The sequence below is a fragment of the Novosphingobium sp. NDB2Meth1 genome, from assembly GCF_900117425.1.
Taxonomy (GTDB): Bacteria; Pseudomonadota; Alphaproteobacteria; order Sphingomonadales; family Sphingomonadaceae; genus Novosphingobium.
This window is the reverse complement of sequence record NZ_FPEH01000032.1, coordinates 167,351-181,521: the sequence shown is the minus strand read 5'-3', so window position 1 is coordinate 181,521 and position 14,171 is coordinate 167,351. Positions and strand designations below refer to the sequence as shown.

9 protein-coding genes are annotated in these 14,171 nt (G+C 67.2%); 5 read left to right on the top strand and 4 right to left on the bottom strand.

All coding sequences use genetic code 11. From position 1 onward, the window contains the following. Nucleotides 1-29: 29 nt before the first annotated feature. Nucleotides 30-1,850: an ABC transporter transmembrane domain-containing protein gene (locus tag NDB2M1_RS19015; RefSeq protein ID WP_072384360.1), complete on the bottom strand. Its 1,821-nt coding sequence runs from the start codon at nucleotides 1,848-1,850 to the stop codon at nucleotides 30-32. A 159-nt stretch (nucleotides 1,851-2,009) separates the two neighbouring features. Between NDB2M1_RS19015 and NDB2M1_RS19010 the strand changes: the two genes are divergently transcribed. Both NDB2M1_RS19010 and NDB2M1_RS19005 read left to right on the top strand, forming a co-directional pair. Further along, nucleotides 2,010-3,257: a polyhydroxyalkanoate depolymerase gene (locus tag NDB2M1_RS19010; protein ID WP_072384687.1), complete on the top strand. Its 1,248-nt coding sequence runs from the start codon at nucleotides 2,010-2,012 to the stop codon at nucleotides 3,255-3,257. 259 nt (nucleotides 3,258-3,516) lie between these two features. Beyond that, complete coding sequence (locus NDB2M1_RS19005) at nucleotides 3,517-4,404, top strand: glycosyltransferase family 2 protein (RefSeq protein WP_171955449.1); 888 nt, start codon at nucleotides 3,517-3,519, stop codon at nucleotides 4,402-4,404. On the opposite strand, the gene NDB2M1_RS19000 is transcribed toward NDB2M1_RS19005, so the two are convergent. The 3 genes from NDB2M1_RS19000 to NDB2M1_RS22735 form a co-directional block, all read right to left on the bottom strand. After that, entirely contained in the window at nucleotides 4,385-4,834 is a 450-nt protein-coding gene (locus tag NDB2M1_RS19000; RefSeq protein WP_072384686.1) for a MaoC family dehydratase, read from the bottom strand. The two genes, NDB2M1_RS19005 and NDB2M1_RS19000, sit on opposite strands and share 20 nt — an antisense overlap. 86 nt (nucleotides 4,835-4,920) lie before the next feature. Continuing rightward, nucleotides 4,921-6,291, bottom strand: coding sequence for a putative O-glycosylation ligase, exosortase A system-associated (locus NDB2M1_RS18995; RefSeq protein WP_072384358.1), 1,371 nt, complete (start codon nucleotides 6,289-6,291; stop codon nucleotides 4,921-4,923). Further along, nucleotides 6,284-6,457: a hypothetical protein gene (locus NDB2M1_RS22735; RefSeq protein ID WP_171955442.1), complete on the bottom strand. Its 174-nt coding sequence runs from the start codon at nucleotides 6,455-6,457 to the stop codon at nucleotides 6,284-6,286. Before NDB2M1_RS22735 ends, NDB2M1_RS18995 begins: the two co-directional genes overlap by 8 nt. A 110-nt stretch (nucleotides 6,458-6,567) precedes the next feature. On the opposite strand from NDB2M1_RS22735, the gene NDB2M1_RS18990 reads away from it, so the two are divergent. From NDB2M1_RS18990 to gltB, 3 genes are all read left to right on the top strand, one after another. Then, a complete protein-coding gene (locus NDB2M1_RS18990) occupies nucleotides 6,568-7,800 on the top strand; it encodes a TIGR04063 family PEP-CTERM/XrtA system glycosyltransferase (protein WP_072384357.1) in 1,233 nt (410 codons plus the stop codon). Nucleotides 7,801-7,852: 52 nt separating this feature from the next. Then, nucleotides 7,853-9,208, top strand: coding sequence for a hypothetical protein (locus tag NDB2M1_RS18985; RefSeq protein WP_143146840.1), 1,356 nt, complete (start codon nucleotides 7,853-7,855; stop codon nucleotides 9,206-9,208). 234 nt (nucleotides 9,209-9,442) lie between these two features. Beyond that, nucleotides 9,443-14,095: a glutamate synthase large subunit gene (gltB, locus tag NDB2M1_RS18980; protein WP_072384355.1), complete on the top strand. Its 4,653-nt coding sequence runs from the start codon at nucleotides 9,443-9,445 to the stop codon at nucleotides 14,093-14,095. The last annotated feature ends 76 nt before the right edge of the window (nucleotides 14,096-14,171 follow it).

Genomic DNA, 14,171 nt, shown 5'->3' with positions numbered 1-14,171 from the left:
CACCCGCAGTATTACTTTGGTGCTGGTGATTACGCCTCGGCGCTGTCGAACTGCAGGCGGGCAAGGCGGGCATAGAGCCCGTCCTGCGCGGAAAGCACGGCGTGGGTGCCCTGCTCGACGATGCGGCCCTTGTCCATCACCACGATGCGGTCCGCCGCGCGCACGGTGGCGAGCCGGTGCGCGATCACCAAAGTGGTGCGCGCCTTCATCAGCCGGTCGAGCGCGTCCTGCACCAGCCGCTCGCTTTCGGCATCGAGCGCGCTCGTCGCCTCGTCGAGCAGCAGGATCGGAGCATCGCGCAGCAGCGCGCGGGCGATGGCGATGCGCTGGCGCTGGCCGCCCGAAAGCCGCGCGCCGTCCTCGCCAAGGAAGGTGTCGAGTCCTTGGGGGAGGTCCTTGAGGAAGGTCGCCGCGTTGGCCGCTTCCGCTGCTTCCCAGATCTGCGCGTCGCTGGCGTTCCAGTTGCCATAGCGCAAGTTGTCGCGCGCGGAGGCGGCAAACAGCACGCCTTCCTGCGGCACCAGCGCCATGCGCGCGCGCACTTCGGCCGGGTCGGCCTGCGGCAAGGGCACGCCGTCGATGCGGAGCATGCCGGCATGCGGATCATAGAAGCGCTCCGCCAGCAGGAACAGCGTCGACTTGCCCGCACCCGAAGGCCCGACGATCGCCACCGTCTCGCCCGGTTCCACCGCCAGCGAAAAGTCTTCCAGTGCTGCGACTTCCGGGCGGCTGGGATAGCGGAACGAGACGTTCTGGAACGCCAGCTGCCCGCGCGGCGGCTGCGGCAGGTGCAGCGGGCGCGCCGGTGCGGTGATCTCGGGCTGTTCGAGCAGCAGTTCGTTGAGCCGCCCGGCTGCCCCCGCACCGCGCAGGAGGTCGCCATAGACTTCGGTGAGCGCGCCGACCGCGCCCGCGACGATGCCCCCCGTCAGCACGAAAGCGGCGATGGTGCCCCCGCTGATGGAACCGTTGGCGACCGCCGTCGCGCCCTGCCACATCAGCACCGCGATCCCGCCGAACACCAGGAAGATGACGATGGCGGTCATGACCGAACGGATCATGATGCGCCGCCTTGCCGCGCTGAAAGTCCGCTCGACCGCCTCGGCAAACCGGCCCGCCTCGCGCTTTTCCTGCCCGAAAGCCTGCACGACCTTCATCGCGCCGAGCACTTCGCTGATCTGGACGCCGATGTCCGCGACCCGGTCCTGGCTGGAGCGCGAGGCATTGCGCAGGCGCGAGCCGAAAAACACGATCGGGCCGACCACGACCGGGATGCCGACCAGCAACCCCGCCGTGAGGGCCGGCGCCAGCGTGAAAAGATAGGCAATGCCGGCAAGCGCCGTGATCGAGTTCCTGAGCGCGATGGAAGACGTCGTCCCCACCACCTGTTCGATGATCGCGGTATCGGATGTCATGCGCGAGGAGATTTCCTTCGGGCTGTTCGACTCGAAGAAGCTCGGCGGCATGCGCAGCAGGTTGGCCTGCACCTTGAGCCGGATATCGGCAACGACGCGCTCGCCCAGCCACGAGACGAAATAGAACCGCACCGCCGTGCCCAGGCCGAGGATGACCACGACCAGCAGCAGCCAGCGGAAGGAGCTATTGATCGTCTCCAAATTGGCGCCCTTGCTGAACGCCTTGTCGATGATCGACTTGAAGCTGGCGGGAACGGCAATCGTCGCGCCGGACGTGATCAGCAGCGCCGTCAACGCGATGGCCACTTCGCCCGGATAGCTGGCGCCTTCGCGCAGCAGCATGCGCAGCGGGCTGAGCGTACGCGCGGGGCGGGGGGCGGGCGCGGCTTCGGCAGCCTGTGTTTCGGGGCCGGTGTTCTGGGTATTGGCGTCCATCGCCCCCGCCCTAGCCCATGCGGAGAGGGGCCGAAAGGGGGCAGCGGGGCAATCCCCGCCGAAGTGGGACAATGGTGCGTTGCACAAGGTGCAAAATCACGGCACACTCGGCCCAATCGGAGCAGCGTACGGCTCCGCAACAAGACAAAGGTGTTCGCAGTGCTTTACAAGGCTTACGAGATCCAGCGCTCGATGCTCAACGCGGGCAGCGCGATGGCGGCGATGGGCGCCGAAATGCTCACCGATCCGCGCAACCCCTGGGCGCCCTTCGGCGGCACCCAGATGCTCGCCTCCGCGCTCGACGTGTTCGCCCATGCCGCCGCTCCGCGCGGCAAGCCGGCGTTCGGGATCAAGGTCGTGCAGGTCGATGGCACGCCCCACGCGGTGAACGAGACGGTCGAGATCCAGCAGCCCTTCGGCATGTTGCGCAAGTTCACGCACGAAGGCCTGCCCGCCGACGCGCCGCGCCTCCTCATCGTCGCGCCGATGAGCGGCCACTACGCCACGCTGCTGCGCGGCACGGTGGAGCGCATGCTCGAGCGCTGCGTGGTCTATATCACCGACTGGGCGGACGCGAAGTATGTGCCGCTGGCGGAAGGCCGCTTCGATCTCGATGAATACATCGACTACCTGATCGGCTATCTCGAGCACATCGGCCCCGGCGCGCACATGATGGCGGTGTGCCAGCCTTCGGTCCCCGCGCTAGCCGCCACCGGGGTGATGGCGGTGCGCGAACATCCCTGCCGCCCGGTCACGCTCACCATGATGGGCGGCCCGATCGACACGCGCGAAAGCCCGACCGCGGTGAACGACCACGCGATCACCAAGCCGTTCGTGTGGTTCAAGCACAACGTGATCACCACCGTGCCCGCCAACTATCCGGGCGCGGGCCGGCAGGTCTATCCGGGCTTTGTCCAGCTCGCGAGCTTCATGTCGATGAACCTCGGCAACCACATGAACGCCCATTACGGGCTGTTCAAGCACATGGTCCAGGGCGATGGCGAAAGCGCGGATGCGACCAAGGCGTTCTACGACGAATACCGCGCCGTCTGCGACATGACGGCCGAGTTCTACCTCCAGACCGTCGATGTCGTGTTCCAGCAGCACCTCCTGCCCAAGGGCGAACTGGTCCACCGCGGCATCCTCGTCGATCTCGGGGCGATCAAGGACACCGCGATCCTGTGCATCGAGGGCGAGCGTGACGACATCTCGGGCATCGGCCAGACCAAGGCCGCGCTGAAGGTGACGCCGAACCTGCCCGAGAAGCTCAAGAAGTATCACCTTGCGCCCGAAGTCGGCCACTACGGCATCTTCAACGGCTCGCGCTGGCGCACCAGCATCGCCCCGGTGGTCGAGGGCTGGATCCGCTCCAATGCCACGGCGCGCAAGCTGAGCGTGGTCGCCTGATCCAGGCGCCCCGCCGCGCGGCGGTGGGGCGCTTCAGATTCGCGCGCTTGTTGAGGCAAGGCCGTAACGCTGTGCCGAAACAGGACTGCGATTCCGAAAAAGTCCACCATTTGTTCAGTTTCGTGGCAGGGCAATACTAAGCAACGCTAGGGAAAAGCGGCTGCAGGCCAAATCCACTACCTGCTATCGCATGGATATGGTAACTGCATTCTTCCGCGCCGAAGATTCATCGGGCACCGGTTCATGGGAGGAATGTCCTGTGGAACCGCCAGACCCTGATCCCGCGCCGCGCGTCACGGTCGTGCTGCCGGTGCACAACGGCGCGGCCTTTCTCGATGCCGCCATCACTTCGATCCTTGCGCAGACCTTTCGCGATTTCGAACTGATCTGCGTCGACGATGGCTCGACCGACGATACCCCGGCCATCCTCAGGCGCCATGCCCTCGGGGATCGCCGCGTGCGGATCATCACCAATTCGCCCAACAAGGGCCTTCCCGGCGCGCTCAACACCGGCTTTGCGGCCGCGCGCGGCACGCTCCACACCTGGACATCTGACGACAACATCGCGCGGCCCGACATGCTGGCGCGGCTGGTCGCAGCGCTTGATGCTGCTCCCGATGCCTCGATCGCCTACGCCGATTTCAGCGTGATCGATGCCGAGGGCCGCGTCACCGGCTTCCAGAAGATGGGCCCAGCCTCTGATATCCTCCTCGGCAACCGCATCGGCGCGGCCTTCCTCTACCGCGCCGAAGTCACCCGCACGCTGGGCGGCTATGACGAGGCGCTGTTCGGGGTCGAGGACTATGACTTCTGGCTGCGCGCGGCGCGGCGCTTCGATTTCGTGAAGCTCGACGAGGACCTCTATCTCTACCGTCGCCACGAAGCGAGCCTGACCGACCGGCGCGCCTTGCGCATCCACCGGCTCGGCTCGCACATCCTGCGCCGCGAACTCGCGCTGGAGCCTGATCGGAAACGGCGTGCCCGCGCGCTGGTCGAGCAGGGCCTTGCCAGCCGCATCGATGCGCGGCTCGATATGCTCGCGCTCGGCCTTGCGCTGTCACCGGGGCTCGCAAGGGGCCGGATCAATGCGATCCTGCGCCACCTTGCGCATCACTTCGTCCGGGTGATCACACGAAAAACTGGGTGATCCACTCGCAGATCAGCGCGGGCTTCTCCTCGCCTTCGATCTCGACCGTGATTTCCATCGTCTGCTGCCACTGACCGGGGCGCTTCTCGTCAAGCTCAAGCAGCTTGAACACGCCGCGCACCCGCCTGCCCGAGCGGACGGGGGCGAGGAAGCGCGTCTTGTTGCCGCCGTAGTTGACGCCCATCTTCACGCCTTCGGGGCGCGGGCAATCGCTCTGCTGGGTCAGCAGCGGGATCAGCGAGAGCGTGAGGAAGCCGTGCGCGATGGTCCCGCCGAACGGGGTCAGCTTGGCCTTTTCCGCGTCGATATGGATGAACTGGAAGTCGCCCGTCGCCTCGGCGAACTGGTTGATCCGCTCCTGCGTCACCTCGACCCATTCCGAGGTGCCCACCACCTGACCGACCAGGTCCTTGATTGCGCCCGGTGCCATCGTCTTCATCGCTGCCCTCTCCCGTCGTGGCTGTGCCTTTGCGCCTTCTCTAGGCTGCAAACGCCGCGCCGCGCAACAGGTGGTGGTCAGGCCGAAGCGGGCAGGGCAGGGGCGCCTTGCCGCGGCATACGGAAGGGCTTGGGCGCCGCGCGCTTGACCCGGCCGATATAGGCCGAAAGCCCGCACTGCAGCCCCACCAGCATGTAGCAGAACGGCTGGAACGCGATCCCCACGAAAGCCCCGCCGAACAGGTAGACGATCTGCGCCTGCTGCAGGGCATCGGCCAGCGGCGTCACCCAGCGCAGTTCGGGGCTTGTGTTCCTGGCATAGCTGCGCCGGATCACCTCCATGTGCACCACGCCCATGATATGCAGCAGCAGCCACATCGCGAGGCCTGGATAGCCCTGTTCGCCCAGCATCTCGAAATAGCTCGAATGATAGGCGCGCCCGCGCTCCTCGATCCGCTGGGTCTCGATCGCGGTGTTGTTGTCGCCCGCGTTCTCGGCCTCGATCTTGTCGTAGCTCAGCACGTTCTGGCGATAGGCCTCGAAGCCGCCGCCGAACGGATGCGTCTTGGCGTATTCGATGGTCCACTTCCACACCGCCACGCGCGTCGAGGCCGACTGATCGGACTGGTGGTTGCGGATCGTGCTCATCCGCTCGGTATAGCTTTGTGGCAGGAACGGGATCGCGATCGTCACCAGCGCACCGATCGCGCCGATATAGAGCAGGCGCCGCTTGACCGAGCGCAGCATCATCACGCCCAGCACCGCCACGCAGATCAGGCCGGTGCGCGCCTGTGTGCCCACCGGCATCAGCAGGCAGGAAAAGCAGATGCCCAGCGCGAAGAGCCAGACCAGCAGGCCCGGCTTGAAGATCGTGCCATGGCGCGCGAGCCACAGCGCCAGCGGCATCACGCAGACCGCGCAGGTGGAGATGATCGAGCCTTCGTAGAGCCCGGTGTTGTCGTTCACCAGCAGCTTGAGCTCGCCATAGCCGCCGCCGCCCGCCAGCGTCTTGATCCCGCCGCCGATCACGATCACGCCCACCGAAAGTACCATGATCAGCGTGAACGCCTCGATGCGCAGGCGGGTGCGCAGGGTCAGCGGCAGGAACATCGCAAAGACGAGCGCCTTCCACACCCACGCCCACTTCTCGAGCGCCTCGTCCGGAAAGTCCGCGCCGCGCGTGCTGAGCCCGCAGTAGACCAGCAGCAGGAAAAGCAGCATCTGGCGCGGCGAGAAGCGGATGCCGCTCTTGTCCTCCGCCACCGCCCAGGCCGTCACCGCGCCCATGAACGCGATCAGGCTGATCGGGATGGACTGCAGGAAGCCCCAGCTCACCTTCTGCGGCGCGACGATGTCGATATAGGCATAGGCCAGCACGAACAGGAACGGCTTGCGCACGCCCGCTGCCAGAAACGCGGTCACGAAGGCGGTGAGGAACAGATTAAGCACCCGGCGTGCCCTCGCCCCGGATCGCTTGCTTGCCCTTGCGCCCCATCAGCCCGCGCTCGCGCCCGGGCAGGATGGGATCGTTGTCGAGATCGTCGCGGTGCAGCAGGCGCCAGACGGCAATCGCCATCAGCATATGGGGCACGACCACGGTAATGATGTCGATCATGCGGGCATGCCCAAGGTCACCTTGCGGCCCGCGATCGAACCGTTCTCACCTGCTCAATAGGCAAACTCGGTTGACGCGGCGTTAAGTCCTGCCGTGGCATGGCCAGCCACATGGCCCGGGTTCTCCATATCCTCGATCACTCGCTGCCGCTGCAGAGCGGCTATACCTTCCGCACGCGCGCGATCCTCAAAGCGCAGGAAGGGCTGGGCCACGAAGTGCGCGGCCTCACCGGCCTGCGCCACACCGCGCCGCTCACCGGGGCAGAGCCCGAACTGCACGATGGCCTCCCGTTTCACCGCACGCCGGGCAAACCGTCCGGCCCGCCGGGGCTGGCGGAATGGCAGGAAATCGGCGCGCTGGCTCGCCGCATCGAGTTCGTCGCGCGCGAATGGCGCCCCGATGTCCTCCACGCCCACTCGCCCGCGCTTGGCGGCCTCGCCGCCGTCCGGGCGGGGCGCAAGCTTGGCCTGCCGGTCGTCTACGAAATCCGCGCCTTCTGGGAAGACGCTGCGGTCGGCAACGGCACCGGCAGCGAAGGCTCGCTGCGCTACCGGCTGACCCGCGCGCTCGAAAACGAAGTCGTTCGCGGCGCGGATGCGGTGGTCACGATCTGCGAGGGCCTGCGCGGCGATCTCGTCGCGCGCGGCTTCCCGCCTGCCAAGATCAGTATCATGCCCAACGGCGTCGACCTCGCACTGTTCGGCCAGCCGCTGGAACGCGACGCGGCGTTCGCGGACAGCCTCGGCCTCGGCGACGGCCCGGTGATCGGCTTCCTCGGCAGCTTCTACCCCTACGAAGGCCTCGACGACCTCATCGCTGCGATGCCGCTGATCCTCGCCCGCCAGCCCGACGCGCGCCTGCTCCTCGTCGGCGGCGGTCCGGCGGAAGCGCAGCTTCGCGCACAGGCCGCCGCATCTCCCGCCGCGCACGCCATCCACTTCATCGGCCGCGTGCCGCACCACGAGGTGGACCGCTATTACGCGCTCGTCGATGTCGTGTGCTATCCGCGCAAGGCCATGCGCCTCACCGATCTTGTCACGCCGCTGAAGCCGCTCGAAGCCATGGCGCAGGGCAAGCTCGTCGCGGCAAGCTCGGTCGGCGGCCACCGCGAACTGATCGAGCATGGCATGACCGGCACGCTGTTTCCGCCCGACGCCCCCGCCGGCCTCGCCGCCGCGATGGCGGATTTGATGGAGGACCGCGCCATGTGGCCCGCCCGCCGCACAGTCGCCCGCGCCTTCGTCGAACGTGCCCATGACTGGTCGCGTAACGCTGCCCGTTATGATTCCGTTTACCAAACCCTGTTAACCCGAAATCAAGCAATCTCCGGCGCTGCGGCCTGATCTCGGGCAGCTTCATCGGAGGTCACCTTCCGACCGGGGGCCGACACGCGCCATGAGTACGTTTCGCCAGAAGTTTCAGGCCACGACTAACCGGGCCAGGCCCGATCCCGAAGATATGATCGGCACACCCCGCAAGCGCCGCCGCGCCGCTCCGGTCACCGCGCACCGCCTGTTCCCGGCCTTCGCCGCCCTCTGGTTCGCCGCGCTGTTCGGTCTTGGAAGCCTCGCCATTCCGGGCAGCCTGCTCGGCGCCGTCGTGCTCAAGACGGGCCTTCCCGCCATCGTCCCCGCCGCCGCCCCGCCGCTGGGCTTCACCGCACATCTGCTGGTTGCTTTCGCGCTCGCCTTATTCGGCGCGGCACTCGGCCTTGCTGTGGCACTCCGGCTGCGTCCGAAGAACAAGGCGGAAGTGCGCCGCGCCGCGCCGGTCGCCCCCGCCGCTGCTCCCGAACCTGAGGCGGCCTACAAGGTCCGCGCCCGCGATGCCCATCCCGACGCGCCGCCGCGCCGCCCGCTGGTGCTGACCGAAGCTCTGGTCGACCCGCTTGTCGGAGCTGCGGTCGAATCCGAACCCGAGCCTGAAACCTTCGCGCCCCTGCTGCGCCGCAAGCCGCGCCCCGCCTCAGCCGAGTCTGCGGCCGATGTGACACCGTATATCCCCGAGTACACGCCCGGCGGCACCGGCGCGGTCCGTCCCCTCGATCTTTCCGCGCTCGACCTCGATGAGCCGATCGAGGAGCCCTTCGCCGCGCAGCCGGAGCCCGTGGCAATCGAGACCGCCGCGGCCGCCGCTGCTCCCCAGCCCCAGCCCCAGCCTGAGCCTGAGCCTGAGCCCGAGCCAGCGGCCACCCCGGTGCTGATCGCGGCAACTCCGCAGCTCCCCGTCAGTTTCGCCGCCGCGTTGCCCGAAGCAGCCGAGGTCAAGCGCTCGCCCGTCGCCGGTGCCCGGCTCGAAAACCTTGGCCTTGTCCAGCTGATCGAACGCCTCGCGCTCGCCATTGCCGAGCAGAAGGCGGCCAACGAAGCGGTGATCGCCGCCGACAACACCGCTGAAGCGGAGGCTGCCGCGCCGGAAATCGAACCCGGCCCGTTCTCACGCCCGCACATCGCCAGCCCTGCTTCGCAGGCTTCCGACGTGCCCCCCATCGGCTCTGCGCGGGAATCCATTCTGCGCCGCCTCGGTGCGATTGCTGCCGGCGAGGCGGTCGACGGCAAGGACAACGAAGCTGCGGCGCGGCTCTTCACGCGCCCCGCCCCTGTCCCCGTCCCTGCCTCAGTGCAGGCGGAAGCGGTCGTTCCGCTCCGTCCGGTCGAGCCCGCCGCGTCGGCACCCACGGCCCCGGTCGAAGCGGATGAGGCCCTGCGCTCGGCGCTGGCGACGCTCAAACGCATGAGCGCACGCGCCTGACGCTACGGCAAGGCTGATTTATCAGCCTTGCCCTGGCAGCCGCGCACCCTGCATCCGTATTTCTGACCAGATCGGCGCCGAGCCCTTCGGGCAATTCGCGCTGCGCCATTGCAAAATAACTTTCCTGCAGTCATGGGGGGATTCCGCGCAACTTTCGTTGCCCATTGGGCAGCGTGATTCGCGCTGGGCGTATCAACCGACGTCGTTTTGACCGAGTGCAGGGCAAAAATTGTGATGGGTTTTCCGCAGGTTCAGGGCCTTTACGATCCGCGTAACGAACACGACGCATGCGGCGTCGGCTTCGTTGCGCATATCAAAGGCATCAAAAGCCACGGAATCATCGAGCAGGCGCTTGAGATCCTTCGCAATCTCGATCATCGCGGCGCGGTCGGCGCGGACCCGCTGCTCGGTGACGGCGCCGGCATCCTGATCCAGATCCCCGATGCGCTGCTGCGCCGCTGGGCCGAAGCCGAGGGCAAGGACCTTCCCGCCCCCGGCGACTACGCGGTTGCCATGTGCTTCCTGCCGCAGGACGAACCGGCGCGGAACTTCGTGATCGAAGTGTTCGAGAAGTTCATTGCGAAGGAAGGTCAGCACCTCATCGGCTGGCGCGATGTGCCGACCACGCTTGACGGGCTCGGCAAGACGGTGATCGAACAGATGCCGGTCATCCGGCAGTGCATCATTCGCCGCGGCGAAAACTGCCCGGATCAGGACGCGTTCGAGCGCAAGCTGCTCGCTATCCGCAAGCAGACGCAGAACCCGCTCAAGGCCATGGCCGAGAAGCACGGCCTCCCGGGCGTCACGCAGCTCTACATGCCCAGCTTCTCGTCGCGCACCGTCGTCTACAAGGGCCTGCTGCTCGCCGATCAGGTCGGCTCGTTCTACGATGATCTGCGCGATCCGGCCTGCGTGTCGGCGCTCGGCCTCGTGCACCAGCGGTTCTCGACCAACACCTTCCCCAGCTGGAAGCTGGCGCACCCCTACCGGTTCATCGCCCACAACGGCGAAATCAACACCGTGCGCGGCAACGTGAACTGGATGAACGCGCGCCGCCGCACGATGGAATCGGAGCTGCTCGGCCCCGATCTCGACAAGATGTGGCCGCTTATCCCGCACGGCCAGTCGGATACCGCCAGCCTCGACAACGCGCTCGAGCTGCTGCTGGCGGGCGGCTACAGCCTCGCCCACGCGGTGATGATGCTGATCCCCGAAGCCTGGGCCGGCAATCCGCTGATGGATGCCAAGCGCCGCGCCTTCTATGAATACCACGCCGCGCTGATGGAGCCGTGGGACGGCCCCGCCGCCGTCGCCTTCACCGATGGCCGCCAGATCGGCGCGACGCTCGATCGCAACGGGCTGCGCCCCGCACGCTTCTCGATCACGCGTGACGATCTCGTCTGCATGGCTAGCGAAAGCGGCGTGCTGCCGTTCCGCGAGGAAGATATCGTGCGCAAGTGGCGGCTCCAGCCGGGCCGCATGCTGCTGATCGACCTCGAACAGGGCCGCATCATCGAGGACGAGGAAATCAAGGCGCAGCTGGCCGCCGAGTATCCCTATGAGGAGTGGCTGGGTTCGGCCCAGTACAAGCTCAAGGAACTCGCGGTGGTCGAGCCCGAGGAAGCCGCGCTGCCCGAGCCGACCTCGTCGCTGCGAGCCAGCTTGTTGGACCGCCAGCAGGCCTTCGGCTACACGCAGGAAGACATCGCCAAGTTCCTCGAACCGATGGCGACCACCGGCGACGATCCTATCGGCTCGATGGGCACCGATACGCCCATCGCAGTCCTCTCGAACCGTTCGCGCCTGCTCTACGACTACTTCAAGCAGAACTTCGCGCAGGTGACGAACCCGCCGATCGACCCGATCCGCGAGGAGCTCGTGATGAGCCTCGTCTCGATGATCGGCCCGCGCCCCAACCTGCTCGGCCACGATGCCGGCACGCACAAGCGCCTCGAAGTCGATCAGCCGATCCTCACCAACGCCGATATCGCCAAGATCCGCTCGGTCGAAGCCGCGCTCGACGGCGCCTTCCGCACCGAGACAATCGACACGACCTGGGACGCCTCGACCGGCGCCGCGGGCCTCGAAATGGCGATCAAGGAAATGTGCTGGGCGGCGACCGAAGCCGTGCTCGCGGACAAGAACATCCTCATCCTGTCCGACCGCGCGCAGGACGCAAACCGCATCGCCATGCCGGCGCTGCTCGCCACCGCGGCCGTCCACCACCACCTCGTCCGCCAGGGCCTGCGCATGCAGACCGGCCTCGTCGTGGAAACCGGCGAAGCGCGCGAAGTGCACCACTTCTGCGTCCTCGCGGGCTACGGCGCGGAAGCGGTCAACCCCTATCTAGCGTTCGAGACGCTGGAATCGATCCGCGTCAGCCGCGAGCTGCCGCTCTCGTGCTACGAGGTCGAGAAGAACTACATCAAGGCGGTCGGCAAGGGCATTCTCAAGGTCATGTCCAAGATGGGCATCTCGACCTACCAGTCCTATTGCGGCGCGCAGATCTTCGATGCGGTCGGCCTCTCCTCGGCCTTCATCGACAAGTACTTCACCGGCACCGCCACCACCATCGAAGGCGTCGGCCTCACCGAAATCGCCGAGGAAACCGTGCGCCGCCACGCCGCGGCCTATGGCGACAGCCCGCTCTACCGCAAGATGCTCGACGTCGGCGGCATGTACCAGCTGCGCCTGCGCGGCGAGGAGCATGCGTGGACGGCTGAGAACGTCGCCGCCCTCCAGCATGCGGTGCGCGGCAATATCCCCGAGAAGTACCGCGAGTTCGCGCAGACCATCAACGACCAGTCGGCCCGCATGCTGACGATCCGTGGACTGCTCGAATTCAAGGCGGCTGGCGCGCCCGTACCGCTCGATGAAGTCGAACCGGCGAGCGCAATCGTCAGGCGCTTCGCCACCGGCGCGATGTCGTTCGGCTCGATCAGCCGCGAGGCGCACACCACGCTCGCGGTGGCGATGAACCGCATCGGCGGCAAGTCCAACACCGGCGAGGGCGGCGAGGAGCCGGACCGCTTCGTGCCGCTGCCCAACGGCGATTCGATGCGCTCGGCGATCAAGCAGGTCGCCTCGGGCCGCTTCGGCGTCACCACCGAATACCTCGTCAACGCCGACGACATCCAGATCAAGATGGCCCAGGGCGCCAAGCCCGGCGAAGGCGGCCAGCTGCCGGGTGACAAGGTCGACAAGGTGATCGGCAAGACCCGCCACTCGACCCCGGGCGTGGGCCTCATCTCGCCGCCGCCGCACCACGATATCTACTCGATCGAGGATCTCGCCCAGCTGATCCACGACTTGAAGAACGTGAACGGCAAGGCGCGCATTTCGGTCAAGCTCGTCTCCGAAGTCGGCGTCGGCACGGTCGCTGCGGGTGTTTCCAAGGCGCGCGCGGACCACGTCACGATCTCGGGCTACGAAGGCGGCACCGGCGCCTCGCCGCTCACTTCGCTCACCCACGCGGGCAGCCCGTGGGAAATCGGCCTCGCCGAAACCCAGCAGACCCTGCTCCTCAACAACCTGCGCAGCCGCATCGCGGTGCAGGCGGACGGCGGTCTGCGCACCGGGCGCGATGTCGCGGTTGCCGCGCTCCTCGGCGCGGATGAGTTCGGCTTCGCCACCGCTCCGCTCATCGCAGCGGGCTGCATCATGATGAGGAAGTGCCACCTCAACACCTGCCCGGTCGGCGTCGCGACGCAAGACCCCGTCCTGCGCGCGCGCTTCACCGGCCAGCCCGAGCACGTGATCAACTACTTCTTCTTCGTCGCCGAAGAACTCCGCGCGATCATGGCCGAACTCGGCTTCCGCACCGTCGGTGAGATGGTCGGCCGCGTCGATTGCCTCGATACCCGCAGCGCGATCACGCACTGGAAGGCACGTGGCATCGACTTGTCTCGTCTCCTCCACCGCGTCGAACCGGCACCCGGCACCACACTGGGCTGGAGCGGCACGCAGGACCACGGCCTCGACGCCGCGCTCGACAACACCCTCATCGCCGCCGCCGAACCGGCGCTGGCGCGCGGCGAAGTCGTCCGCATCGAAAGCAAGGTGCGCAACGTCAACCGCACCGTCGGCGCGATGCTCTCGGGCGAAGTCGCCAAGCGCTACGGCCACCGCGGCCTGCCTTCAGGCACGATCCACGTCACGCTCACCGGCGTCGCTGGCCAGTCGTTCGGCGCGTTCCTCGCCCACGGCGTCACGCTCGATCTCACCGGCGATGCCAACGACTATGTCGGCAAGGGCCTCTCCGGCGGCCGCGTCATCGTCCGTCCGCCCGCACATGTAGAACGCGTCGCGGAGGAGAACATCATCGTCGGCAACACCGTGCTCTACGGCGCCATCGCGGGTGAGGCCTATTTCAACGGCGTCGCCGGCGAACGCTTCGCGGTGCGCAATTCGGGCGCCGTCGCGGTGGTCGAAGGCACCGGCGATCACGGCTGCGAATACATGACCGGCGGCGTCGTCGTCGTGCTCGGCAAGACCGGGCGCAACTTCGCCGCGGGCATGTCGGGCGGCGTCGCCTATGTCTACGACCCGGAAGGCCGCTTCCCCGCCCTCTGCAACGCCGCGATGGTGGACATTCTCCCTGTCAGCGCCGAGCGTGACGAGGAGGAAGGCACCGGCCGCCCGCAGCAGCGCGGCGTGGACGTCACCGACTTCGGCATGGGCGACATGCTGCGCCACGATGCAGAGCGCCTGCGCGTGCTCGTCGAGCGCCATCACCTCCACACCGGCAGCAAGCACGCCCGCGCGCTTCTCGACAACTGGGCCGAAGCACTCCCCCGCTTCGTCAAGGTCATGCCGCGCGATTACGCCCGCGCCCTGCGCCAGCTCGAAGCCGAGCGCGCCGCAGCCGCCAGCGTCGCCGCAGAATGATGTTTGCAAGAACGCACTGAACCACCCCGTTCGTCCCGAGCGAAGTCGAGGGACCTCTGGCCGAGCGAAGCCGAGG

What these genes read in the sequence shown, in the direction of transcription:
- NDB2M1_RS19015 (WP_072384360.1), bottom strand. Translation starts at nt 1,850, where the DNA reads ATGGACGCCAATACCCAGAACACCGGCCCCGAAACACAGGCTGCCGAA.
- NDB2M1_RS19000 (WP_072384686.1), bottom strand. Translation starts at nt 4,834, where the DNA reads ATGGCACCGGGCGCAATCAAGGACCTGGTCGGTCAGGTGGTGGGCACC.
- NDB2M1_RS22735 (WP_171955442.1), bottom strand. Translation starts at nt 6,457, where the DNA reads ATGATCGACATCATTACCGTGGTCGTGCCCCATATGCTGATGGCGATT.
- NDB2M1_RS18990 (WP_072384357.1), top strand. Translation starts at nt 6,568, where the DNA reads ATGGCCCGGGTTCTCCATATCCTCGATCACTCGCTGCCGCTGCAGAGC.
- NDB2M1_RS18985 (WP_143146840.1), top strand. Translation starts at nt 7,853, where the DNA reads ATGAGTACGTTTCGCCAGAAGTTTCAGGCCACGACTAACCGGGCCAGG.
- gltB (WP_072384355.1), top strand. Translation starts at nt 9,443, where the DNA reads ATGGGTTTTCCGCAGGTTCAGGGCCTTTACGATCCGCGTAACGAACAC.